Genomic DNA, 24,818 nt, shown 5'->3' with positions numbered 1-24,818 from the left:
ATTAAAACACCAAAAAAAAAAAACCCCCCCCCCCCCCCCCCCCGGGGCGGGGGGGTTAGGGACTGCATGCAGGTTAGGAGGGCGAGCTGGGTCTCGGCGTCTGAGTTGGGCGGTGGGGTCCAGGTGCGTACGTTGTCGGGCACGTTGACGCCGTGCCGGCGCATGCACGCGGCGAAGGCGGTGACCACCTTGGGCGGGGCCGTGGTCGGTCGCGCGGCCTGCGGCGCGGGTGCGGGCGATCCCTGTGCGGGGCTGCCCGAGCGCCGGGGATCGGGGGACGGCGGGGAGGGCGTGGCGGTGCCGTCCGGAGCGGCGGAGCCGGGGGAGGCGGAGCCGGGCGAGGGGGAGTTGGCGGAGGCGGGGGGCGAGGTGGCGGGGTCAAGGCCGCCGTTGCCTTCGCCGTTTCCGCCGCAGCCGGCGGTGAGCGCCAGGGTCGCGGCGAGCAGCAGTGCCGCCGGTCTGGTTCGGGACATCGGCTCCACCTGAGTCCTTCCGGTGACGCGGCCCGGGACTGACGCGGCCCGGGACCGGCTGCGGGAAGTCCAATTATCGGGCTGCACGGAGGATCCCGCTTATCAATCGGTAAAGGTATGTAGAGTTCGGTTTTTGGGTTTACTTATAACGTGCCCCCCGGCCGTGTGCGGCGCTATTGAATGCTCGTTCGCAGATGAACGGCCCGATTTTGTGCGCACTGGGCGAGCAATTTTTCCGGCTGTTGTTCGGCGGTCTTGTGCGGGCCTGTTCCCGCGTGGTCCCATCCGGTCCCCGACGGACGTCTCGTGATGGGTGACCTGATGATGAGTGTTCGCACGCGCCGGGCCCGGCGCCTGCTGGTGACGGCCGGGGCGGGCGCGCTGCTCGCCGCCGGCCTGAACGGCGCCGGGGCCGCGGCGGCGGACACCCGGGACGCCGATGTCACGGTGTCCTACCAGTGCGCGTTCCCCGCCGGGCCGCAGCAGGTGAGCGTCCGCTACCGGGCGGCCTTCCCCGTGTCGGCGGCGCCGGGCGGGCAGGTGCGGCCCGGCGCGGTGACCGTGACCCTCGGCGTCCCGCGCGCCGCGGTCGCCGGCCTCGGTGCCGCCAAGATCGGCGGCACGGTGCGGGTCAGCGCCGTGACCGGGCAGAACGGGGCGTCGGCCGACGCGGGCTGGCCGGCGCTGGCGGTCGAACCGGCCGCCGTGCCGGACGCGGGCGCCGTGACCCTCACGGCGTCCGGCGACCTGCCCGCCGTGACGGCCGGGCCGGCGGGCGACCTCGCCTTCAGGGTCGGCGGCCTGGCCCTCGCGCTGGCCCCGGCCCCTGCCCCGGCGGAGGCCGAGGCAGGTGCCGGGGCGGAGGCGGGGGCCGAGGCCGGGACGCCGCCGGACGGTCAGGCCGCATGCACCCCCGGGGAGGGCCGGGACCAGGTCCTCGCCACCGTGCCCCTGGTGACGCCGGGCGCCGGGGAGGCGCCGCGCAAGCAGCCGGAGAAGCGCGCGGCGCTGCCGGCCGGGAAGGCGCCGCCGGACTGCCGGGTCCTCCAGGAGGAGGGCTGGCAGTTCTCCGGCTGCCTGTACATGAACGGCTTCTCGAACGTCCGCAAGCTCGGCGGGGCGTCCGTCCTCAACGATCCGGAGGCGCCGGAGCCCGCACTGACCAACGTCAAGTACAACCTCGTCCCCGGCCCCACCGGGCTCGGGGTGGACGTCCGGTTCCGCTTCCACGAGCCGCTGCGGTCCGAGGCGACCTTCCTGACCTTCGACTTCATGCCCACGACCGCGACGATGGAGATCGACCAGATCGGGCTGGGCACGCAGACCGCCGCGCCGTACGAGAAGGGGCAGACGCGGCAGCACGTCCAGAGCAGCATGCGCGTGTCGATCCGGCTGTACGACGTGGCCGTCAACGGCACACCGCTGGAGGTCGGCGACCACTGCCAGTCGGCCCGCCCGGTCGACGTCACCCTCAGCGACGCCCCCGGGGCGAACATCACCAACATCGTCAAGGGCGGGGCGTCGGACGGGTCGTTCGAGATCCCGCCCTTCGAAGGATGCGGGGTCGGCGAGGACCTCGACCCCCTGTTCACCGGGTCCGTGTCCGGGCCCGGCAACTACCTGAAGATCACCCAAGGGGCCATCTGCGGTCTGGCCGCGGCCACCTGCCCGCCGGCGATGCCAGAGCTGGAGCGGTAGCGGCCGCAGGGGTGAGCCATCCGCGCCCGGCACCGCCGGCGGCGCGCGCACCCGGCCGCCGGACGGCCCGTGTGAGCGTTGTCACTCGACAATAAAGTCCGCCTAAAGCAGCAATTTAAACGTCTCAGAATTTGTCATCGGCGGCCGATGACGAATGAGGTTTCCGGCGAGTAACTTACCGGGGAAACATATCCGAAACGGTTGTCCGGAGGTGATGCGGTATCGGGGGTGGCCGAAGAATTCCCTAGCTCGTGTTTCGAGAATCGAGAGGTAGAGCAGTGAAGACCAAGAAGAACGCCGGGCGCCGGAGCGGAATGCTCGTCGGTGCCGCCGTGGCGCTGAGCGCCGCCGGCATCATGGCGGCGCTGCCCGCCTCGGCGGCCGCGCCCATCCACTACTCCTTCGACCTGACGGGGTCGTCGTTCATCAAGGCCCCGAACGGCACCGCCGACCTCACCGGCGGCGTCGAGGCCGACCTGGACGTCACCAAGCCCACGGACAACGTGGTGGCCGACCTGACGCTGAACCCGACGACGGGTCACTTCCAGATCCTCGGCTTCCTGCCCGTGGACGCGGCGATCTCGTTCGTCCCGGTGGGCAAGACCACGGGAACGTACGCCAACAGCGCGCTGACGACGCACTCGAAGATGACCGTCAAGCTCAGCTCGTTCAAGGCGTTCGGCGCCCTCGAGCTCGGCGGCGGCGAGAACTGCCAGACCAGCGAGCCGTCCGACATCACCCTGGCGTCGGAGGGCAAGTTCATCCCCTCCCAGGGCGGCACCCTGAAGACGTCCGACTACGCGCTGTCCTCGATCCAGGACTGCGGCGCGCTGACGGGGATCCTCAACCTCTTCACCGCCGGCTCCGGCAACACGATCGACCTCAAGCTCGCCCCCAAGGCGTAGCCCCGGCCCATCCCCACCTCACGCACACGAGAGGTACGAGGTGAAACCCAAGAAACTCTCCCGGAGGGTCCGGACCGGCACGGTCCTGGGCTCGGCGACGGGATTGATGCTCGCCATGGCCGCCGCGGTGGCGGCCGCTCCGGCGGCGTCGGCAGCGGAACCCCTGCTGCTCAACTACAAGTGCACCTACCCCCTGGTCGGCCCGCAGGACCTCAAGGTCAAGATCTCGGCCACCATCCCCGAGAAGGTCGCGCTCAACACGCCGACGCCGACGATCAACATCGAGGCGGTCTCGACCGTCAGCGCGGACACCACGTTCGGCCTGTGGACGACCCGCACCAAGAGCCTGACGGGCACCGCGGTGGCCTCCGCGGTCCTCACCGCGCCCCAGTACTCGTTCGGGCTGCCGCTGAAGCCGAAGATGACGCTGGCTCCGGCGGACGTCCCCGAATCGGGGGCGTTCGACATCACCGCGACCGGCTCGCAGGTACCGCTGACGTTCAACAAGGCGGGCTGGGCGCAGATCACGGTCGGCAACCTGGACCTGGCCATCACCCCGCTCGGGGCGGACGGGCAGCCCACCGGCCTCGGCCAGATCAACGCGTCCTGCAAGCAGCTGCCGGGCCAGAACAACGTCCTGGCGCAGTTCCTCATCGACGACGGCAGCAACCCGCCCAAGCCGGAGCCGAAGAACGGGACGTTCCCGGGCCCGGCGCCGACGAAGGTGCTCGGCGACGCGCCGGGATCGCCGGAGAAGACGCTGCAGTACACCTGCCCGTTCCCGCTCGTGGGCGACGGCGACCTGACGGTCAAGATCAAGTCGAACGTCCCGGCGGAGATCCCGGTGAGCACCGGCGAGCTGGTCACGTTCACCAAGCCGATCGAGGTCACCTCGGTGTCCACCGTTCCGGCCGACGTGAACGAGAACGGGCTCCAGCAGCTCGGCGCGGTCGAGATGGACGGCAGCGTCCTCGCCGAACCGACCATCACGGTTCCCGAGATGGCCGGCCCGGTTCCGCTGTGGATGAAGCTGCAGCTCGCCAAGACGGACGTGCCCCCGACCGGCCCGGTCGACATCAACGGCCCCGGCTCGGCGCCCGCGCTGTCGTTCACCAAGACCGGCACCGGCAAGGTCACTCTGGACAACATCAACATCCAGAACTTCACGACCTACCAGGCCGACGGCACGCCGGCGAACCTCGGCGACTTCACCTGCACCCTGAAGCCCGGGCAGGAGAACACCCTGTTCAGCTTCGACATCGTCGACGGCGGAACGAACCCGGAGCCGGACACCACGGCTCCTTCGGTCCCGGCGAACGTGTCGGGCACGGGCACGGACGACTCGGCGTCGGTGAAGTGGGATGCCGCCACCGACAACGAGGGCGGCTCGGGTGTGAAGGGCTACTACGTCACGGTGGACGGTCAGAAGCGTCCTGACGTGGTGGCCGGTACCGAGACGACCGTCTCCGGTCTGGCCAAGGGCGACCACACCTTCGCGGTGTCGGCCGTGGACAACGCGGGCAACGAGTCCGAGGCTTCGGCCCCGGTCACGGTGAACGTGCCTGGTGTGGTGGTCCCCGACACCACCGCTCCTTCGGTTCCGGCGAACGTGACCGGCACCGGCGATGGTGAGTCCGCGTCGCTGTCGTGGGATGCGTCCACGGACAACGAGGGTGGCGACGGTGTGAAGGGCTACTACGTCACCGTGGACGGCCAGAAGCGTCCCGACGTGGTGACCGGTACCTCTACGACCATCGCCGGCCTGGCAAAGGGCGACCACACCTTCGCGGTGTCGGCCGTCGACAACGCCGGCAACGAGTCCGCGGCTTCGGCCCCCATCACGGTGAACGTGCCGGGAAGCGAGCCCGAGCCGGACACCACCGCTCCTTCGGTTCCGGCGAACGTGTCGGGCACGGGCACGGACGACTCGGCCTCGGTGAAGTGGGATGCCGCCACCGACAACGAGGGCGGCTCGGGTGTCAAGGGCTACTACGTCACGGTGGACGGCCAGAAGCGTCCTGACGTGGTGACCGGTACCGAGACGACCGTCTCCGGTCTGGCCAAGGGCGACCACACCTTCGCGGTGTCGGCCGTGGACAACGCGGGCAACGAGTCCGACGCGTCCGCCGCGATCACCGTCGCGGTGCCCGGTGACGACACCCCGCCCGGCGACACCGTCTCGTACGCGCTGGCCGGAACGTCCACCATCAAGGGCGGGAACGGCAAGGTGGCGCTGAGCGGCGCCGTCAGCGCCAAGGTCGACGGCAGCGGCAAGGTCGCCGCCGACCTGACCCTGAACCCGACCACCGGCAGCTTCTCGCTGTTCGGGTTCCTGCCGGCGACCGCCGACATCGCCTTCGCCCCGCAGGGGCAGACGACCGGCACGCTGTCCGGCGGCACCCTGACCACGCAGACCAAGACGCTGGTCAAGGTTCCCTCGGTCAAGGTGTTCGGGCTGAACATCGGCGGCGGGGAGACCTGCCAGGCGAGCGCCCCGGCCACCATCCCGCTGAAGTCCACCAACTTCAGCGTCGCCGGCGGCGGCACGCTCACCGGCGAGTACACCCTGCCCAGCCTGACCGGCTGCGGCTTCCTCACCCCGGTCATCAGCCAGATCGTGGCCGGCGGCGGAAACAAGATCGACCTGAAGGCCACGCCGAAGAAGTGATCCACCGGCAGTGACCCCACGGTCCTGACACCGGTCCCCGCCGCCCGTTCCAGGGACGGCGGCGGGGACCGGCACCACCGACATCCCGCCGCGGGCGGGAGCACCCCCCGGAGAGGCGCCAGGTGAGAGCCATGAGGAGACCCGCCCGCTGCGCGGCCCGGGCCGCCGCGCTCGCGTGCGGCGCCGCCGTCCTCACCGGTGTGCAGGCCCCCTCCGCCCCCTCCGCCGCCGCGGCCGAGCCCGTCTCGCTGACCCTGAACTACCACTGCGTCTTCCCGCTGATCGGTGCGGAGCCGGTCAGCGTCAAGATCGACACCGACGTCCCGAAGACCGTGGTCGCCGGGACGCGGCTGCCCGGGTTCGTCATCGACTCCGTCTCCACGGTCAGCGCGGCGTCCACCCGCGGCCTGGCCGCGGTCGGTTCCAGAACGCTGGCGGGCAAGGCGCTCGCGAAGGCGTCCATCACGGTGCCCGAGCTGCCCGGCGGCCTCCCCGTCCCCGTCACGTCCACGCTGGACGAGACCGCGATCCCGGCCGAGGGCGCGTTCTCCGTCCGCGCCAGGGGCGCCACCGTCCCGCTGACCTTCCGCAAGACCGGCCGGGGAACCGTGACCGTCGGGGGCCTCGTCCTGACGCTGACACCGGCACTGGACGACGGCGGGCCGTCCGGCCTCGGCACCTTCGAGTCCGAGTGCACCCAGGACCCGGACCAGAACAACGTGCTCGCCACGTTCGACATCGTCGATTCGACGCCGCCCCCGTCGCCGCCCTCTTCGCCGCACCACGACTACACGGTCGAGGGGTCGACGGCCATCAAGGCGGCCGGCGGGACGGTCCCGCTGAACGGCTCGCTCGGCGCGGACGTGGATCCGTCCACCGGAGACGTCACCGCCGACCTCGACCTCGCCCCGGCCACCGGCGCCTTCCAGATCTGGGGCCTCCTCCCCGTCACCGCCGACTTCGGGTTCGCGCGGGACGGCCGGACCACCGGCGAGCTGACCGCCGGAGCGCTCACCGTGACCGCCCCGCTGGACGTCCGGGTGACGTCGGTCAAGGCGTTCGGGCTGCCCGTCGGCGGCGCGGAGCAGTGCCGAACGGAGCGGTCCGCCGCCCTCACGCTGACCTCGGCCGGGCCCTTCGACCCGGCGACCGGCGGGCGGCTCACCGCCGCCGGCTACACGCTCCCTCCGCTCCGGGACTGCGGCGCGCTGACCCCGGTCCTCAGCACGTTCATCACCGGCCCCGGCAACACGGCCGACCTGACCCTCACGCCGAAGGAGGAGGACTGATGCGGGTCCGCACGCTCGGCGGCAGGGTCCTCGCCGCGGGGATGGCGCTGTCCGCGCTGCTCGCGGCGCCCGGCACCGCGACGGCGGCCCCGGCGGCGCCCGCGGCACCGGCGGCCGATCCCGTCCCGCCCGGCGACGCCTTCTACACCCCGCCGGACCCGCTGCCCGCGGGCGCGCCCGGCGACGTCATCCGGTCCCGGCCATCGCCGGCCGGGCCGCCGACCGCTCGCCGGCTCGCCGACGCGTGGCAGGTCATGTACCTGTCCACGGACGGGCTCGGCCGGCCGGACGCGGTGACCGGGACGATCCTGGTGCCCAAGGGCGCCGACCGGGCGACGGCGCCGGTCATCGGCTTCGGCCCCGGCACCAGCGGGCCCGCCTTCCGCTGCGCCCCCTCGACGTTCATCGCCGGAGGAGCCTTCTACGAGCAGGCCGCCCTCAACGAGATGCTCCAGGCCGGATACGCGGTCGCCGTCACCGACTACGAGGGCTACCACGCCGCCCCGACGTCGACGTACATGACGGGACGCTCGATGGGGCCCGCCCTCATGGACGCCGTCCGCGCGGCGCAGCGCCTGCCGGACGCGGGCCTGTCGAAGGACGCGCCGGTCGTCTTCCGCGGCTACTCGCAGGGCGGCGGCGCCGCGATGTGGGCGGGGCAGCTCCAGCCGTCCTACGCCCCGGAGCTGAAGCTCGCCGGCGTGGTCGGCGGCGGTGTTCCCGCCAACCTCGCGCTCGTGGCCCTCGGGCTGGAGGGCAAGAAGCCGTTCGGCTTCCTGCTGGACGCGCTGATCGGGCTCGACAACGCGTATCCCGAACTCCAGCTGGACTCCTATCTCAACGACGAGGGACGCGCCGCGGTGGCCGGAATGGAGCAGAACGACTGCACCCTCGTCGGCGACTACTTCACCCGCAATCCGCTGGGGACGGCCCCGTGGGCGGCCCGCGTCACCGAGAACCGTCTCGGCGGCGCGCCCATCAAGGTCCCGGTTCTGCAGTACCACTCCGACGCCGACGAGATCGTCGCGTTCGGTCAGGCGAAAACGCTGCGCGGCCAGTACTGCGCGCAGGGCGTCCCGCTCACCTGGAAGGTCTGGAACGGCCTCAGCCATATCACCCTCGTCTACCGCGGCGACGCGGAGGCGATGGCGTTCATCGCGGATCGGCTCGCCGGGCGACCGGCGACCCCCAACTGCGCCCCCACCCCGAGTCCCTGAAGGAGAGATTCGATGATTCGGCGATTGATCATCGGAACCGTGCTCGCGTCCGTGACCGCCACCGGAGCCGCGGCCTGCGGCGGCGGTGACGGCGGCGGCGACGGCGGCAAGCCCGCGCCGGAGGTCGCGTGGGCCGGGCGCGTCTGCGACGGCGTCACCGCCAGCGGCACCGGCCTCAGCTTCCCCCAGCTCGACCCGAAGGACGAGGCGAAGTCCGCGAAGGCGATCGCCGGGTTCCTCGGCGCCATGAACCAGCACCTCAAGACCCTGGAGACGAAGGTGCAGGGCGCGGGCGCGCCGCCGGTCGACGGCGGCCAGGCGGCCCTGGACTCGGCCCTCGCCAACCTGCGGGGGACCCAGAAGGCGGTGCAACTCGCCTCGACCCGCATCACGAAGGCCGAGGTGACCGACGCCAAGTCCTACAAGGCGGCGCTGCGCGACGCGGGCCGGGCGATGCAGAAGGTCCAGACCTACCAGGGGCCGACCAAGGACCTGCGCGCCAACCCCGCGCTGGCCAAGGCGTTCGACCAGGCGAACTCGTGCAAGGCGCACCAGCTGTGAAGCGCGCGGGCAGCGTGAGACCAGGAGCAGCACCATGACAAGGCGCGTGATCGCCGGTCTGGTCCTCGCCGCGCTCGCGGCCGGGCCGCTGGCCGGCTGCGGCGGTGACGACGCCGCCCCCGGAGGCACCCCGGCCGCGACCGGCTCGGCGGCGGACGCGACGCCGCGGGCGAAGGCGAGCAAGGAGACGGTCGCGTGGGCGGGCCGGGTCTGCGACGCGCTGGCGGGCGGGCTCACCAAGTCCCCGCCTCCCAAGATCGACCCGAAGGACGTCGCGGCCTCCGAACGCGCCATCGCCGCGTACATGACCGGGATGGCGAAGCGGCTCGGCACCGTCCGGACCAGGCTCGGGAAGGTGGGGCCGCCGCCGGTACCGGACGGGAAATCGCTCCTGAGCGGGACGGACGCCGATCTCAAGGCCGTCCAGGGGCAGCTCCTGGAGGCGGCGTCCGGGTTGCGGAAGACGAAGGTCGGCACGCCGGCGTTCCGCACGGCCCAGGGGAACGCCGGCAAGGCGATGCGCCGGCTCGGCGGCTACCAGCCGCCGACCCGCGCGCTGCGCGCCGACCCCGCCCTGGGCGACGCGTTCACCCGCGCCGCGCCCTGCCGCAAGAGGGCCGGATCATGACGCCCGTGCTCGGATATCCGGTGAGCGCGCTGCGTGAGGCCGGCCGGATGTTCGCGCTCGCCGCGACCGTGCTCGGCATGTCGGTCCGGCGGCCGTTCCAGTTCCGCGAATTCGTGGAGCAGTTCTGGTTCATCGCCAGCGTCACGATCCTGCCGACGGCCCTCGTGTCGATCCCGTTCGGCGCGGTGACGTCGCTGCAGGTCGGCTCGCTCACCCAGCAGTTCGGCGCGCAGTCGTTCACCGGCGCGGCGAGCGTCCTGGTCGTCATCCAGCAGGCCAGCCCGATGATCGTGGCGCTGCTGGTGTCGGGGGTCGCGGGCGCCACCATCTGCGCGGACATCGGCGCCCGGACGATCCGGGAGGAGCTGGACGCGATGGAGGTCCTCGGCGTCTCCCCGGTCCAGCGGCTCGTCGTCCCCCGGGTCCTCGCCTGCATGGCGGTCGCGTTCCTGCTCAACGGCCTCGTGTCGGTCGTCGGCGTCGCGGGCGGCTACTTCTTCAACGTCCTGATGCAGGGCGGGACGCCCGGCGCGTACGTCGCGAGCTTCTCCGCGCTCGCCCAGCTCCCCGACATCTACGTCGGCGAGGCGAAGGCGCTGCTGTTCGGCTTCGTCGCCGGCGTGGTCGCCGCCTACCGGGGCCTGAACCCGAAGGGCGGCCCGAAGGGCGTCGGGGACGTGGTGAACCAGTCGGTCGTCATCACGTTCCTGCTCCTGTTCCTGCTCAACCTCGTGATCACCGGGATCTACCTCCAGGTCGTCCCGCCGAAGGGTGGCTGAGACATGGCCGTGCTGAGAGCGGGCCCGACCCGCTGGTTCGCGTGGCTGGACCAGCCCGGCGACCAGGGCACCTTCTACGTCCGGGCGCTGCTGTGGGTTCCGCGCGCGCTTCGCCGCTACCGCAAGGAGGTGCAGCGGCTGCTCGCCGAGGTGGCGTTCGGCAGCGGCGGCCTCGGCGTCATCGGCGGGACGATCGGCGTCATGGTCGCGATGACGCTCGCGACCGGCGTCGTCGTCGGCATGCAGGGCTACTCGGCGCTCCAGCAGATCGGGACGTCCGCGTTCACCGGGTTCGCGTCCGCCTACATCAACACGCGGGAGATCGCCCCGGTCGTGTCGGGCCTCGCGCTGTCGGCGACGGTCGGCGCCGGGTTCACCGCGCAGCTCGGCGCGATGCGCATCAGCGACGAGGTGGACGCCCTGGAGGTGATGGGCATCCCGTCGCTGCCGTACCTGGTGACGACCCGGATCATCGCGGGCGCGGTCGCGATCGTCCCGCTGTACGCGATCGGGCTGCTGTGCGCCTACCTGGCGTCCCGCGAGGTCACGGTCGTGTTCAACGGGCAGTCGGCCGGCACGTACGACCACTACTTCGGGCTGTTCCTGTCGCCCGTGGACGTCGTCCTGTCGTTCTTCAAGGTGCTGGTGTTCAGCGTCCTGGTGATCCTGTCGCACTGCTACTACGGCTACCGCGCGGTCGGCGGGCCGGCCGGTGTGGGCCGCGCCGTCGGCCGCGCGGTCCGCACGTCCATCGTGCTGATCAGCGTCAGCGACTTCTTCTTCAGCCTCGCGCTGTGGGGGACGAACACGACGGTCAAGGTGGCCGGATGAGCGCCGGGGACAGCGCCGGGGACATGGTGCCGAGGCGGCTCGCGGGCGTGGCGTTCCTGCTCGTGCCGGCGCTGCTGGTCTGGCTGTCGATCGCCGTCTACAACAAGCAGTTCACCAAGGTGACCTGGGTGACGCTGGAGACCGCCAGCGCGGGTAGCGAGATGCATCCGCACGCGGACGTGAAGCTGCGCGGCGTCGTCGTCGGCGAGGTCCGGGAGATCTCGTCGGACGGCGGCGTCGCGACCCTGAAGCTGGCGATCCAGCCCGACAAGGTGCGGCTGCTGCCGCGCAACGTGTCGGCGCAGCTGCTCCCGACGACGCTGTTCGGGCAGCGGTTCGTCGCGCTGATCCCGCCCGCCGCGCCGGTCCGCGCGCGGCTCACCGGCGGCAGCGTGATCAGCCAGGACCGGTCGGCCAACGCGATCGAGCTGCAGCAGGTGATGGACAACCTGTATCCGCTGCTCACCGCCGTCCAGCCGGCGGAGCTGGCGGCCACGCTCACCGCCGTGTCGCAGGCGCTCGACGGGCGCGGCACCGAACTCGGGCGGACGCTGGTCGAGCTGGACGCCTACCTCAAGAAGATCAACCCGAGCGTGCCCGCGCTCAACCGCGACATCAGGCAGCTCGTCGAGGTCAGCCGCCACTACGACGAGGCCGCGCCCGACATCCTCCAGGCGCTGAACGACTTCGCCTACACGAGCCGGTCGATCGCCGACCAGCGGACCAACCTGGCGAGGCTGTACGCGGCGGTCACGGACGCGTCCCAGGACCTCTCGGACTTCCTGCACGAGAACTCCGGCAACTTCATCCGGCTGGCGGCGACGAGCCGTCCGACGCTGGAACTGCTGCGCGAGTACGCGCCCGAGTATCCGTGCACGCTGCGGATGCTGACCGAGTTCGTCCCCGTGATGGACGAGGTGCTCGGCAAGGGCACCGAGCAGCCCGGCCTGCACGTGAACGTGAAGACGCTGCCGTCCAAGGGGCGGTACGTGCCGGGCAAGGACCGTCCGCGCTACACCGACAAGAGCGGCCCGCACTGCTACCCGGTCGGCGCGACCGTGAAGTCGGCGCCGCTCAACGCGGACTCGCCCGTCGCCGTCGCCCCCGGCGCGCTCGGCCTGCCGAACTCGCCCGAGGAGAACCACCTCGTCAACGAGCTGCTCGCGCCCGGCCTCCAGGAGGTCCCGGAGGCGCTGCCCGACTGGAGCAGCGTCCTGCTCGGCCCGCTCTACCGGGGCACGGAGGTGACGCTGCGATGAAGAGTCTCGCGAGGCCGATGGTCAAGTCGGTCGCGTTCGTCGTGGTGACCGTGGTCGCGACCGCGATGCTGGCGCTCAGCATCACCCGGGCGGGCGGCGGCGACACCGTCTCCTACCAGGCGCGGTTCACCGACGCGTCCGGGCTGCGGGAGGGCGACAGCGTCCGGATCGCGGGCGTCGAGGTCGGACGGGTCGCCAAGATCAGGGTGGTCGAGCACCGGGTCGCGCTCGTCTCGTTCGGCGTCGGCCGCGGCCACCACCTCCCGGCGTCGTCCACCGCGACGATCAAGTACCTGAACCTGATCGGGCAGCGGTACGTCGAGCTGGAGCGCGGCGCCGGGGGAGCCGGGACGCTGGCGGCCGGCGCGACGATCCCGGTCGAGCGGACGACGCCCGCGCTGAACCTGACGCAGCTGTTCAACGGCTTCCAGCCGCTGTTCCAGGCGCTGTCGCCGAAGGACGTGAACCAGCTCGCCGGCTCGATCATCCAGGTCCTGCAGGGCGAGGGCGGGACGGTCGAGGGCCTGCTGTCCTCGATCGGCTCGCTGACCAGCGGCATCGCCGACAAGGACGCGGTCATCGGGCAGGTGATCGACAACCTGAACGCCGTCCTCGGCACGATCAACGGGCGCGGCGACAACCTCGGGAACCTGATCGGGACGCTGCGGCGGCTCGTGTCCGGCCTGGCCGCCGACCGCACCGCGATCGGCGAGGCGATCAGCGCGCTCGACGACCTCGCCGGCACCACCACCGGCCTGCTGAAGGACGGCCGCGCACCGCTCAAACGCGACATCGAGCAGCTCGGGCGGCTGTCGCGGAACCTGTCGGACGACTCCCCGAAGGTCGACGCGTTCCTGCGGCTGCTGCCGGTGAAGATGGCGGCGATCGGGCGGATCGCCTCGTACGGGTCGTGGATGAACCTCTACCTCTGCGAGGCCGACCTCAGCGGCGTCACCTACAAGCAGTACCCGGGCGAGCAGCACCCGCCGCCCACCGGCATCCCGCTGACGGCCGAAAGGTGCGGCGCATGAGCAGGAATGAGCGGAGCGAACCGGGGGGCCTGGGGGGTCGGCCCCCCAGACGAGGCCGGCCCAGGTTGAAACCCGTCCGGGAGCGGAATCCGATCGCCGTCGCGGTCGTGTCGCTCGCGCTGATCGTCGGCGCCGCGCTGCTGTCGTTCAACGCCAAGAACCTGCCGGTCATCGGCGGCGGCACCCGCTACACCGCCGACTTCGGCGAGGCGGCGGGGCTGCGGTCCGGGAACGAGGTGCGGGTCGCCGGGGTGAAGGTCGGCGAGGTCACCGGCGTCCGGCTGAACGGCGCGAAGGTCACCGTGGACTTCCGCGTCCGCGACACCTGGATCGGGGACGCCAGCACGGTCGCGATCGCGATCAAGACGCTGCTCGGCGACAAGTTCCTCGCCGTCGACCCGCTCGGCGCGCACCGGCAGGACCCCGGCCGCCGCATCCCCCTCGCCCGCACGACGTCCCCCTACGACGTGACGGAGGCGTTCGACGACCTCGCCGGGACGGTCGGGCAGATCGATTCGGCGCAACTCGCGGCGAGCCTCGACGCGATCTCCACGACGTTCTCCGGGACGGCACCGAGCGTCCGCAAGGCCCTGGACGGCGTCTCGGCGCTGTCGAAGACCGTCTCGTCGCGGGACGCCGAACTCGCGCGGCTCCTCGCCAACACGCGGCAGGTCACCGGGACGATGTCGGAGCAGAGCACGAACGTCGAGGCGCTGCTGCGCGACGGGAACCTGCTGCTCGGCGAGATCCGGCGCCGCCGCGAGGCGATCCACGCGCTGCTGGTCGGGACGCAGGAGTTGTCCCGGCAGATCGTCGGGCTCGTCGACGACAACCAGAAGCAGCTCGACCCGACGCTGCGGGCGCTCGGCCGCGTCACCGACCTGCTGCAGAAGAACCAGGACAACCTCGACAAGGCGCTGAAGACGGCCGGCCCGTACACGCGGCTGCTCGGCAACTCGCTGGGCAACGGCCGCTGGATGGACGGGTACCTGTGCGGGCTCGTCCCGAAGGAGTACCGGCCGAAGGCGCCGGATAAGGGCTGCATGCCGCCCCCACAGGCAGTTGCCGGGGGGCCTGGGGGGGCGTCCCCCCAGAAGAAACAGGGAGGCGGTCACTGATGTTGCGCAGACTGGGCACGCCGCTGCTCGCCGCCGGAATCGCCATCGTCGTCGCCGCCGGCGCGTTCGTGGCCCTGCACGGGCCGTCCGGGACACGAGTCACCGTCTACTTCCGGGACGCGGTCGGAATCTACAAGGGCTCGGACGTCCGGGTGCTCGGCGTGAAGGTCGGCACGGTCGACTCCGTCCGGGCCGAGGGAACCCAGGTCAGGGCCGTCATGACCGTCGACCGGGGGGTGGACGTCCCGGCCGGCGCGAAGGCGGTCGCGGTCGCGCCGAGCCTGGTCGCCGACCGGTACGTGCAGCTGACGCCCGCCTACACGTCCGGGCCGAGGATGGCGTCCGGCACCGTCATCCCGGCCGACCGGACGGCGACGCCGATGGAACTCGACAAGGTCTACGACAGCATCCGGAAACTCGCCACCGACCTCGGGCCGAAGGGCCTCAACAAGGACGGCGCGATGTCGCGGGTCCTGGAGACCGGCGCGGAGAACCTGAGCGGGAACGGCCGCGACATCCGCACCACGACCGAGCGGATGGCACAGGCCGCGAAGACGCTGTCGGGGTCGCAGCAGGACCTGTTCGCGACGATCCGCGGCCTCCAGACGTTCACGACCATGCTGAAGACGAACGACGGGCAGGTCAGGCAGGCCGAACGGCAACTGGCGGACGTGTCCGGCTTCCTCGCCGCCGACCGGCAGGAGCTGGACGCCGCGCTGAAGGCCCTCACCGAGGCGCTCGCCCGGGTCAAGGTCTTCATCCACGACAACCGCGAGCAGATCTCCGGGAACGTCGAGAAGCTCGCGAAGATCACGCAGGTGCTCGTGAAACAGCGGCGGTCGCTGGCGGAGGCGCTCGACGTCCAGCCGCTGAACGCGACCAACATCCTCAACGCCTACGACCCGCGCACGCGCACCCTCATGGGCCGGCAGAACCTCAGTGAACTGACCCCGCCGCTGCCGGTGGCGGGCACCCGGAAGGCGGCACCATGACCCGCCCTGCACCCCGTTCCACCGCCATGCTGCGGCGGCTCGCCTGCCTGGCGGCCGCCGCCACGGCCCTCGGCGGCTGCGGGTTCTCGGGGGTTCAGGACCTTCCGCTGCCCGGCGGGGCCGACCTCGGCGACCACCCGTACACGGTGAAGGCGCAGTTCGCGAACGTGCTGAACCTCGTCCCGCAGTCGGCGGTGAAGGTCAACGACGTCGCCGTCGGCCGGGTCGTCAAGGTCGCGCTGCCCCGCGAAGGCTGGACGGCCGAGGTCACGATGAGGGTCAACGGCGATGTGAGGCTGCCCGCGAACGCCTACGCCGAACTGCGCCAGTCGAGCCTGCTGGGCGAGAAGTTCGTCCAGCTCAGCGCGGGGCCGACGAACGTCCCGGGAGGTGCCGCCGCGCCGGGCGACGCCCCGCCGGGCGGGGACGCGCCGTCCGCGAGCACCGGGACTCTCGCGGACGGCGCGGTCATCCCGGCGTCGCGGACGAACCGGAACCCCGAGGTCGAGGAGGTGTTCGGCGCGCTGTCGATGCTGCTGAACGGCGGCGGCATCGCGCAGCTCCGGACGATCACCGGCGAGCTGAACCGGGCGCTCGGCGGCAACGAACCGCAGGTCCGGTCGCTGCTGGAGCAGGCCCGCACGCTCGTCGGCGACCTGGACGCGAACAAGCGGGGCATCACCGACGCCATCGACGGCCTGAACCGGCTGTCGGCCACGCTGCGCGGCCGCAAGGCGCAGATCGGCGTCGCGCTCGACGACATCGAACCCGGCCTCGCCGTCCTGGAGGAGCAGCGCGGGGCGCTCGTCCGGATGCTGAAGTCGCTGGACGAGCTGTCCCGGGTCGCGGTCACGACCGTCCGGCAGAGCAAGGACGACCTGATCGCCGACCTGCAGGCCCTCGAACCGACGCTCCGCAAGCTGTCCGACGCCGGCCACGACCTGCCGGACGCCCTCCAGGTCCTGCTGACCTACCCGTTCACCGACGCCGTCCTGCCCGCGATCAAGGGCGACTACCTGAACGTGTACCTCCAGGTGACGGCGCGTCCGGGCACCCAGGTCATCCCGCCGATCACGCAGCCGCAGGGGGACTGATGGTCACCGTCGCCACCAGGATCAAGAACATCGTCTTCCTCATCGTCGGCGTCCTCGCGATGGGCTACGTCGGGCTCAACTACGCCGACCTGGGCGGATACGTCGGATACCGCGACTACTACACCGTGCAGGCCGACCTCGCCGAGGCGGGCGGGCTCGCGGAGAACGCCGACGTCACCTACCGGGGCACCTCGGTCGGGCGGGTCGGCGCGCTGCACCTGGTCGGCGACGGCGTGCTCGCCGACCTGAAGATCGAGAAGTCCGCGCCGAAGATCCCGTCGCGGACGCGGGCCGTCGTGGCGAACCGGTCGGCGATCGGCGAGCAGTACATCGACCTGCGCCCCGACACCGCGGCCGGGCCGTTCCTGGCGTCCGGCTCGGTCATCCCGCGCACGTCGACCGCGACACCGGCGCCGGTGACGGACCTGCTGACCAGCCTCAACGACTTCGCCGAGTCCGTCCCGACCGGCTCGCTGCGGACGGTCGTCGGCGAGCTGGGCCAGGCGTTCGCCGGGCAGGGACCGAACCTGCAGGTCCTCCTCGACAACGCGCGCTCCCTCACGCAGGCCGCCAACGAGAACGCCGGGCCGACCACGTCCCTCATCGGCGACGGCGAGACCGTCCTGCGCACGCAGAACGAGGAGGCCGCCTCGCTCAAGTCGTTCGGACGCAACGCGCGGCTCCTCGCCGAGCAACTGCGCGAGTCGGACCCGACCTTCCGGAACCTCGTGTCGACCGCGCCCGGCGCCGCCGGCGAGTTCCGCACGCTGATCCGGGACCTGGACCCGTCCCTCAGCGTCCTGGTCGCGAACCTGCTCACCACCTCCGACCTCCTGGCGCCACGATCGGACGGCCTGGAGCAGCTCCTCGCCAAGCTGCCGGACGCGGTCGCATCCGGAAAGTCCGTCGTGCAGGACGGCAGGCTCAACTTCGGGATGGTCACGACCTTCTTCAACCCGCCGAACTGCACGTCCGGGTACGGCGGCACGACGTACCGCAACGGTCTCGACACGTCGCCCGCCCCGGCGCTCAACACGGCGGCCCACTGCGCCGCGCCGCCGTCCAGCGGGATCAACGTCCGCGGCGCCGCCAACGCCCCTCGCGGCCCGGTACCGGCCCCGGCCCGCGCGGGCTCGGTGCTCACCGGCGGGACGTCCAGCCTCCCCGGTGCCCTGGCCCTGCCCGGCGTCCCCGACGGCCCCCGGGACATGCGCGGCCTCCTCGGCCTCCAGGAAGGACGCTGATGCGCGCGGCGATCAAGCGGAAGCCGTCCGCGCGGCGCGGTAAGCACTTCGCCGCCAAGGGGCCGGAAGAGGCGGAGGCGAGCGCGCCGGCCGAGCGTGGAACGCGGCAGAGCACCACAAAGCGGCGCCGGATGGTCGGCTGGGCGCTGGTGGCCGCCGCCGTGGTGTTCCTCGGGTGGTCCTCCTGGGCGACCTGGCAGGACGGTTCCGGCGAGCAGAGCGGGCCCGACCGCACGCGGGACGTCGTGCTGAAGAGTGCGGCGCAGCAGATCGCGGCGCTCAACACCATGGACCCCGCGCAGGTGGACGCGGGCCTGCGGGCGTGGCTGGACGCGTCCACCGGACCCCTCCGGGAGCAGCTCGAACGGGACGCCGCGCAGAATCGCGTGAAGATCGGCCGGTCGAAGACCAGCGCCGCGGCGACCGTCACCGGGGCCGCCGTCACCTCGCTCGACGTCCGGGCGGGCAAGGCGAAGGTCATCGCGTCCGTGCAGGTGAAGCTCGCATTGCAAGGTGGCTCACCGACGCTCCAGCGCAAGCGGTTCGAGGCCGGGACGGCGCGCACGGCGTCCGGGTGGAGGCTCGAATCGCTCACCGCGATACCGGCGGGTGCGCGATGAGGCGGCTGCTCGTGATCGCGCTCGCCGTCACCCTGCTGGGGCTGGCCGTCCGGCCCGCCGCCGGGCTGCTGCGCGAGGACGCGAACCCCCGCGACGTGGCCGTGCTGGACGATGTCGCGACGACCGAGGTCATCGGCGACGTGTCGACGGCGCTCGGCAAGGTGTTCACCTACGGGCCGGACGACGTCGCCACCACCGAGCAGGCCGCGGACCGGGAGCTGTCCGGCGCCGCGCTGAAGCAGTACCGGCGGCTGTTCGGGCAGGTGAAGCGGCAGGCACCGGCGCAGCGGGTCACGCTGGCCACGCGCGTCGTCCGGGCCGGGGTCGTCTCGCTGACCGGAGACACCGCCCGCCTGCTCGTCTTCCTCGACCAGACCGCGACGCGCGCCGGGAAGACCGCCGGGACGCCCGCCGCCGCGCAGCTCATGGTGACCGCGCACCGCGACCACGGCCACTGGACGATCACCGACCTGGCGTCCGCGTGAGGGGCGAAGCATGATCGACGACACTCTGCAGCGGACGGCGACCGCCCTCCTCGTCCTCGCCGCGCTCTTCGCCGCCTGGGCCGGATGGTCCTGGTACGCGGCGGCGGACGACGACGGCTACGCCTACTCGCGGACGCGCGCGGAGGTCCTGCAGGCGGGGGAGCAGGCCGTCCAGAACCTCAACACACTCGACTACCGCCACCTCGGACCCGGGCTGAAAACGTGGCAGGACTCCACCACCAGCGACCTCTACCGGCAGATCACGCAGGGCCGCGCGGCGTTCGAGGAGCAGGTGAAGAAGGCCCGGACCATCACCGAGGCCCGCATCCTGGACGCCGCCGTCGCCGAGCTGGACGAGCGCTCCGGCAAGGCCCGCATCCTCGTCGCCGTCGAGATCACCGTGACGCCGCCGGACGGCGATCCCGTCACCAAGCAGAGCCGCCTCGTCGGCAAGGTCACCCGAACCCCGGCGGGCTGGAAGCTCAGCGAGCTGGGGCAGGCACCGGCGGAGGCGATGTGAACGTCACGAGGGTGAACGCCACGAGGGTGAACGCCACCAGATTGCGCGCCGAGGCGACGTCTCCGATCGCGCTCGGCATCGTCGCCGTTCTGCTCGCCGTGTTCGGCTTCTACGCGCTGCACCGGGCGGACGCGGTGCGGGACGATCCGTCCGTCCGCAACACGGCCCTCACCGACAGCGCGGCGACCAGCGAGGTCAAGGGCGCCGTCGCCGACATGGTCGGCAAGGTCTTCTCGTTCAACTACACCGACCCCGCGCGCACACAGAAGGCCGCGAGTGCGGCATTGACCGGTGATGCCGTGCGGCAGTACGAGGAGATCTTCGCGAAGGTGCGGGAGCAGGCGCCGAAGGCGAAGACCGTCCTCAGCACGCGCGTCACCGACAGCGCCGTCACCACGCTGACCGGCGACCGCGCCGCCGTGCTCGTCTTCGCCGACCAGCAGACCACCCGGACGAGCGACGGCACGAGCACCCACGCGCCCGCCATGCTCACCGTGACCGCCGTCCGCCGCGCCGGCCGGTGGCGGATCGCGGCGCTCGACCCGTTCACCGCCCGCTGACCAGGCATTCCGCTGATCGGCCCGGACCGGTCCATGGGCCGCCCATAAAAAGGAATGGCGAACACGCGCGCTGCCTGGGCTTTTGTTAACTGACTCAATGAAACAACGGCTAACAGGTTATTTCAGGGACAACCGGAATCGGAGGGCATCGGCAATCCTGGGGAACGTCCGCATCCCGGCGGGCGCCCAGGCAGGGGGGAATGGCGAGTGGTGGCCACGGCATTGGACGTCCGCGCGTTCGAGGAGGTGCCGGCGTGGGTGGCACGGCGGCTGCGGCCGCACGTGGACCGCGCGGCGGCCGAACTGCTGACCGAGCTGCGCCGGGGCGATCCGCAGATCGGCGCGGAGGAGGCCGGGCGGGCGCGGGCCGGGGTCGCCGCCGGGATCCGGCACTTCTGCGACCTCGTCGAGGACCCGGGCGCCGGCTGGGAGCGGGTCTCGGCGTTCTACCTGCGGGTCGGGCGGCGGCTCGCGCGGGACGGCCGCGACCCCGTGGAGACGCACCAGGCGCTGCGCCGGTCGGCGTGCGTCGCGTGGCGGACGCTCGCCGCCGTGTCCGGCGACCTCGACCACGCCGCGCTCAGCCTCGTCATGGACGCCCAGTTCAGCTACATGGACGCGGTCGCCGAGGTGATCGCCGCCGGGTACGCGGCCGAGGCGGCCGACCGTGCGGAGCGGCGGCTCGCGCCGGTCGTGCGGCGGCGCCGGGCCCGGCTGCTGCACCTGCTGCTGGCCGAGCCGCCCGCCGCCCCCGAGCACCTCGCCGAGGTGGCCGCGCAGGCGCGCTGGCCGCTGCCGGCCGCGGTCGCGGCGGCGGCCGTCCGGCGGCGCGGGGACGGGGCCGCGCCCTACCGGGTGCCGGGCGACCTGCCGGGCGACCTGCTGGCCGACTTCGCCGCGCCGGAGCCGTGCATGGTCGTCCCCGCCCCGGACCGGCTCGGCTGCGGCCGGGTGCCCGCGGCGCTGCTGCCCGCGGCGCTGCTGCGCGACTGGGTGGTCGCGGTCGGCCCGGCGGTGCCCGTCGCGCGGGCCGCCGACTCGCTGCGCTGGGCGCGCGAGACGCTCGCGCTGGCGCTGCGCGGCGTCATCCCCGACGGCGGGCTGATCCGCAGCGCCGAGCACGTCCCGGTGCTGGTGATCTCGCGGGCAGGGGAGCTGATCGACGACGCGGCGGCGACCCGGCTGGCGCCGCTGGAGACCGTCCCGCCGGCCCGCCGGGAAAGGCTCGCCGAAACGCTGCTGGCATTGCTAGAGCACAATTTCAACGCTGCCGACGCGAGCCGCCGGCTGCGTGTCCACCCGCAGACCGTCCGTTACCGGCTGCGCCATTTGCAGGACCTTTTCGGCGACGAGTTGCGCGACCCGAGGCGCTGCCTGGAAATGGAGCTGTTCCTGCATGCGCGGATGGTCAACGGCCCCGCCGCCGGCAGGGCCGGCGCCCACTGACCGGCTTTTGTCACCCGGCTGATAAAAGCGTGGCCGGATCGTTGCGCCGTGTACATGGCGGACGGCATGGCGGAGGACCACACTCGTGGCCTTCCTGGTCCAGCGACGGAGGTGGTGTGCGATGTCCGGTGACGCCTACGACTTCGACGTGATCGTGGTGGGCTCCGGGTTCGGCGGCAGCGTGTCGGCGCTGCGGCTGGCCGAGAAGGGCTACCGGGTCGCCGTGATCGAGGCCGGACGCCGCTTCGACGAGGACACGCTGCCGAAGACGTCGTGGCGGTTGCGCAAGTACGTGTGGGCTCCGCGGCTCGGCATGCGCGGGATCCAGCGCGTCCACCTGGTGGGCGGCAAGGCCGGCGTCCTGGTGCTGGCGGGGGCGGGTGTCGGCGGCGGCTCCCTCGTCTACGCGAACACCCTCTACGTCCCGCCGGAGCCGTTCTTCAAGGACCGCCAGTGGGGCCACATCACCGACTGGCAGGACGAGCTCAAACCCTTCTACGACCAGGCGAGCCGCATGCTCGGCGTCACCGTGAACCCGCTGGTGACGCCCGCCGACGAGGCGATGAAGCGCGTCGCGGACCGGATGGGCGTCGGCGACACCTACCACCCGACCCCCGTCGGGGTGTTCTTCGGCGAGAAGCAGGGCGAGGACACCGCCGACCCGTACTTCGGCGGCGCCGGCCCGCGCCGGACGACCTGCACCGCCTGCGGCTCCTGCATGATCGGCTGCAAGGTCGGCGCGAAGAACATGCTCACCAAGAACTACCTGTACCTGGCGGAGAAGGCGGGCGTGCAGGTCGTCCCGGACACCACCGTCACCTCGCTCGCGCCCCGCCCGGACGGCGGCTACGCGGTGGGCACCGAGCACACCGGCCCGTTCCGCAAGCGCCGCCGGACGCTGACCGCCGAGCACGTCGTCCTCGCCGCCGGGACCTACGGGACCCAGCGGCTCCTGCACCGCATGCGCGCCGCCGGCCGCCTCCCGCACCTGTCGCCGCGCCTCGGCGAACTCACCCGCACCAACTCCGAGGCGCTGCTCGGCGTCGAGCGCATGACGGTGTGGCACCGCAAGAAGGACGTCGACCACAGCACGGGCCTCGCGATCACCTCGTCGTTCCACCCGGACGAGAAGACCCACATCGAACCGACCCGCTACGGGGCGGGGAACAACGCGATGGGCGTCATCCGCACCCTCCTGGTCGACGGCGGCGGCGCGCCCCGCTGGCTGAAGTTCCTCGGCCAGTCCGCCCGGCATCCGACGATCATCCTGCGCGGCCTCTCCCTGAAGGACTGGGCCAAGCGGACGGTCATCGCGCTCGTCATGCAGACCGCCGACAACTCGATCACCGTCGGCGAGAAGCGGAGCCGCCTCGGCCGCCGCAAGCTCGTCGCGCGGCAGGGCGACGGCGAGCCGAACCCCACCTGGATCCCGGTCGCGCACGACGCCGTCCGGATGCTCGCCGACGAACTCGACGCGACCCCCGGCGGGACGTGGTTCGACCTGTTCAACATCCCGACGACCGCGCACTTCATCGGCGGCTGCGTCATCGGGCAGACCCCGGAGGACGGCGTGATCGACCCGTACCACCGCGTCCACGGGCACCCGGGCCTGCACATCGTGGACGGGTCGTCGGTCACCGCGAACCTCGGCGTCAACCCGTCCCTCACCATCACCGCGCAGGCCGAGCGCGCCATGGCGTTCTGGCCGAACCGGGGCGAGAAGGACCCGCGCCCCGAGCCGGGCGGCGCCTACCGGCGCATCGACCGCGTCATGCCGGACGAGCCCGCCGTGCCGCCGACCGCGCCCGCCGCGCTCCGGTTGTCATAGTCAGATGATCGATATATAAAGATCACATGTCCAAACCGATGCAGGAACCGACGTTCCTGATCCTGACCGCGCTCGCGGACGGCCCGCAGCACGGGTACGGGATCATGTCCGACGTCGAGCAGATCTCCGCCGGGCGGACCCGGCTGCGCGCCGGCACCCTCTACGCCGCGCTGGACCGGCTCCAGGGCGAGGGGCTGATCGCCGCCGACCGCGAGGAGGTCGTGGACGGCCGGCTCCGCCGCTACTACCGGCTCACCGACGGCGGCGCCGCCGCGCTCGCCGCCGAGGTCGACGCGCTGCACCGCCGCACCGAGATCGCCGCCCGCCGCCTCGCCGCCCTGCCGCGCCTCGGCGGCGGCGGTGGCGCCCCGGCCTTCGGGGGACCCGCCTTCGGGGGACTCGCCTTCGGGGGGCTCGGATGAGCGCGCTCGAAGACCGCTACCGGCGGCTGCTCGCCTGCTACCCGGCCGACCACCGCGCCGAGCACGCCGACGAGATGCTGGACGTCCTGCTGGCCGGGGCCCATCCCGGGCAGGCGCGGCCGTCCATCGCCGACACCGCCGACCTGCTGTACGGGGCGGTCCGGATCCGGGTGCGCCGCGCGGCCAGCGGCGGCACCGGGTCGCCGTGGCCGGGCGCGCTGGCCGTGGCCGGGTTCCTGGCGACGCTCGTGCTGGTGGCGGACGGGCTGCGGTTCCTGCTCAACGCGCCGCGTTCGGCGCTGGTCGTCGCCGAACTGCTCGACGAGGGGCTGTCTTTGCCCCGGCTGCTCGCCATCCACTTCGGCACCGGGCCGTACTGGCTCGCGTGGGCGGTCATCGCGGTCCTGGCCTGGCGCGGGCCGCGCCGCCTCGCCGCCCGTGCCGCGTGCGCCGTCACCGCCGCCCAGGCCGTCCTCGTGGTCTACGGGACGGTCCTCCCGGACGCGCCCCTCGCGTGGCGCGTCACCGCGCTCACGAGCGTCCTGCCGTTCGCGCTGCTGGCCACCGCGTCGCTGGTCGCGTCCCCCGGCCCCCGGCACGGCGCCCGCCTGCTCGGCCGCACCCGCGTCGTCCTGGCCGCGACCATGGCCGCGATCGTGGCCCCCTTCATGTCGGTGTTCCTGTTCACGCTGGCCTACCAGGGCGACTTCGGCCCGCTGGCGTTCACCGACGCCGAGCGGCTGGCCGCGTTCACGGAGGACTGGCAGTGGCTGCGCTTCTCCCTCGCCGTCACGGCCGCCGTCCTCGGCGCCGCCGCGCTGGCGCGCACCCGGCAGGGCCGCCGGGCCTGCGCGCTGGTGGCGACCGCCGGTGCGCCGATGCTGATCGCCGTCAGCCCGTACCACCCGCAGGTGACCGGCGACCTGCCCGTCACCGCCGTCCTGCTGGCGAAGTGCCTGATCGGCTTCGCCCTGCCGATGCTCCTAGTCCGCCTAGTAGAACTCCCCACCCGCAGACGACTCCCGACGTAGCACCACCCCGTTGATCTGCGGCGTGTTGTTGTTTTCGACGCGCTCATAACAACAATGTGCGGCTCGCCACCGCACCCGCCGGTCCGGGTGGCCAAGCAATGCCCACAACGCCGCCGAGA

Annotated in this window: 23 protein-coding genes; all 23 read left to right on the top strand. The window is 72.3% G+C overall.

From position 1 onward, the window contains the following. Window positions 1–797 precede the first annotated feature (797 nt). Entirely contained in the window at window positions 798–2,171 is a 1,374-nt protein-coding gene (locus ABZ806_RS41110) for a DUF6801 domain-containing protein (protein WP_500224192.1), read from the top strand. A gap of 278 nt (window positions 2,172–2,449) precedes the next feature. Further along, on the top strand, window positions 2,450–3,076 hold the full coding sequence (locus tag ABZ806_RS41105) for a hypothetical protein (protein ID WP_500224189.1): 627 nt from the start codon (window positions 2,450–2,452) through the stop codon (window positions 3,074–3,076). Window positions 3,077–3,116: 40 nt separating this feature from the next. Then, entirely contained in the window at window positions 3,117–5,744 is a 2,628-nt protein-coding gene (locus ABZ806_RS41100; protein ID WP_500224186.1) for a DUF6801 domain-containing protein, read from the top strand. A 131-nt stretch (window positions 5,745–5,875) separates the two neighbouring features. Continuing rightward, complete coding sequence (locus ABZ806_RS41095) at window positions 5,876–7,033, top strand: DUF6801 domain-containing protein (protein ID WP_500224184.1); 1,158 nt, start codon at window positions 5,876–5,878, stop codon at window positions 7,031–7,033. After that, window positions 7,033–8,250, top strand: coding sequence for a lipase family protein (locus ABZ806_RS41090; protein ID WP_500224179.1), 1,218 nt, complete (start codon window positions 7,033–7,035; stop codon window positions 8,248–8,250). The genes ABZ806_RS41095 and ABZ806_RS41090 overlap by 1 nt, the downstream gene beginning before the upstream one ends. A gap of 12 nt (window positions 8,251–8,262) precedes the next feature. Further along, window positions 8,263–8,811, top strand: a complete 549-nt coding sequence (locus ABZ806_RS41085; RefSeq protein ID WP_500224177.1) for a hypothetical protein — start codon at window positions 8,263–8,265, stop codon at window positions 8,809–8,811. A 34-nt stretch (window positions 8,812–8,845) separates the two neighbouring features. Further along, on the top strand, window positions 8,846–9,439 hold the full coding sequence (locus tag ABZ806_RS41080) for a hypothetical protein (RefSeq protein ID WP_500224172.1): 594 nt from the start codon (window positions 8,846–8,848) through the stop codon (window positions 9,437–9,439). Window positions 9,440–9,459: 20 nt separating this feature from the next. Continuing rightward, window positions 9,460–10,218: an MlaE family ABC transporter permease gene (locus ABZ806_RS41075; RefSeq protein ID WP_500224170.1), complete on the top strand. Its 759-nt coding sequence runs from the start codon at window positions 9,460–9,462 to the stop codon at window positions 10,216–10,218. Window positions 10,219–10,221: 3 nt separating this feature from the next. Then, on the top strand, window positions 10,222–11,049 hold the full coding sequence (locus tag ABZ806_RS41070; RefSeq protein WP_500224168.1) for an MlaE family ABC transporter permease: 828 nt from the start codon (window positions 10,222–10,224) through the stop codon (window positions 11,047–11,049). Then, the gene (locus tag ABZ806_RS41065) at window positions 11,046–12,308 is read left to right on the top strand and encodes an MCE family protein (RefSeq protein WP_500224166.1); all 1,263 of its coding nucleotides are present in this window, start codon (window positions 11,046–11,048) and stop codon (window positions 12,306–12,308) included. Before ABZ806_RS41070 ends, ABZ806_RS41065 begins: the two co-directional genes overlap by 4 nt. Continuing rightward, complete coding sequence (locus ABZ806_RS41060; protein WP_500224164.1) at window positions 12,305–13,339, top strand: MCE family protein; 1,035 nt, start codon at window positions 12,305–12,307, stop codon at window positions 13,337–13,339. Before ABZ806_RS41065 ends, ABZ806_RS41060 begins: the two co-directional genes overlap by 4 nt. A gap of 65 nt (window positions 13,340–13,404) precedes the next feature. Continuing rightward, window positions 13,405–14,457 carry an MCE family protein gene (locus tag ABZ806_RS41055; protein WP_500224161.1) on the top strand — a complete coding sequence of 351 codons (1,053 nt, stop codon included), beginning with the start codon at window positions 13,405–13,407 and terminating at the stop codon, window positions 14,455–14,457. Next, complete coding sequence (locus ABZ806_RS41050) at window positions 14,457–15,449, top strand: MCE family protein (RefSeq protein ID WP_500224159.1); 993 nt, start codon at window positions 14,457–14,459, stop codon at window positions 15,447–15,449. Before ABZ806_RS41055 ends, ABZ806_RS41050 begins: the two co-directional genes overlap by 1 nt. After that, on the top strand, window positions 15,446–16,543 hold the full coding sequence (locus ABZ806_RS41045; RefSeq protein ID WP_500224156.1) for an MlaD family protein: 1,098 nt from the start codon (window positions 15,446–15,448) through the stop codon (window positions 16,541–16,543). The genes ABZ806_RS41050 and ABZ806_RS41045 overlap by 4 nt, the downstream gene beginning before the upstream one ends. After that, the gene (locus ABZ806_RS41040) at window positions 16,543–17,787 is read left to right on the top strand and encodes an MCE family protein (protein ID WP_500224153.1); all 1,245 of its coding nucleotides are present in this window, start codon (window positions 16,543–16,545) and stop codon (window positions 17,785–17,787) included. Before ABZ806_RS41045 ends, ABZ806_RS41040 begins: the two co-directional genes overlap by 1 nt. Further along, complete coding sequence (locus ABZ806_RS41035; RefSeq protein WP_500224152.1) at window positions 17,787–18,407, top strand: hypothetical protein; 621 nt, start codon at window positions 17,787–17,789, stop codon at window positions 18,405–18,407. The genes ABZ806_RS41040 and ABZ806_RS41035 overlap by 1 nt, the downstream gene beginning before the upstream one ends. Continuing rightward, the gene (locus ABZ806_RS41030) at window positions 18,404–18,892 is read left to right on the top strand and encodes a hypothetical protein (RefSeq protein WP_500224150.1); all 489 of its coding nucleotides are present in this window, start codon (window positions 18,404–18,406) and stop codon (window positions 18,890–18,892) included. Before ABZ806_RS41035 ends, ABZ806_RS41030 begins: the two co-directional genes overlap by 4 nt. A 10-nt stretch (window positions 18,893–18,902) precedes the next feature. After that, the gene (locus ABZ806_RS41025) at window positions 18,903–19,412 is read left to right on the top strand and encodes an Rv1363c family protein (RefSeq protein WP_500224148.1); all 510 of its coding nucleotides are present in this window, start codon (window positions 18,903–18,905) and stop codon (window positions 19,410–19,412) included. A gap of 11 nt (window positions 19,413–19,423) precedes the next feature. Continuing rightward, entirely contained in the window at window positions 19,424–19,972 is a 549-nt protein-coding gene (locus ABZ806_RS41020) for a hypothetical protein (RefSeq protein ID WP_500224146.1), read from the top strand. Window positions 19,973–20,182: 210 nt separating this feature from the next. Beyond that, window positions 20,183–21,418 (top strand): PucR-like N-terminal domain-containing protein, encoded by a 1,236-nt coding sequence (locus ABZ806_RS41015; protein WP_500224145.1) that lies wholly within the window; start codon window positions 20,183–20,185, stop codon window positions 21,416–21,418. A 121-nt stretch (window positions 21,419–21,539) separates the two neighbouring features. Then, on the top strand, window positions 21,540–23,246 hold the full coding sequence (locus ABZ806_RS41010; RefSeq protein WP_500224142.1) for an FAD-dependent oxidoreductase: 1,707 nt from the start codon (window positions 21,540–21,542) through the stop codon (window positions 23,244–23,246). A gap of 26 nt (window positions 23,247–23,272) precedes the next feature. Then, complete coding sequence (locus tag ABZ806_RS41005; protein WP_500224140.1) at window positions 23,273–23,668, top strand: PadR family transcriptional regulator; 396 nt, start codon at window positions 23,273–23,275, stop codon at window positions 23,666–23,668. Next, entirely contained in the window at window positions 23,665–24,699 is a 1,035-nt protein-coding gene (locus ABZ806_RS41000; RefSeq protein ID WP_500224138.1) for a hypothetical protein, read from the top strand. Before ABZ806_RS41005 ends, ABZ806_RS41000 begins: the two co-directional genes overlap by 4 nt. The last annotated feature ends 119 nt before the right edge of the window (window positions 24,700–24,818 follow it).

This window comes from Spirillospora sp. NPDC047418 (assembly GCF_040643275.1).
GTDB lineage: Bacteria > Actinomycetota > Actinomycetes > Streptosporangiales > Streptosporangiaceae > Spirillospora.
Note: the sequence above shows the minus strand (reverse complement) of the source record. Positions and strands in the feature narration are given on the sequence as shown.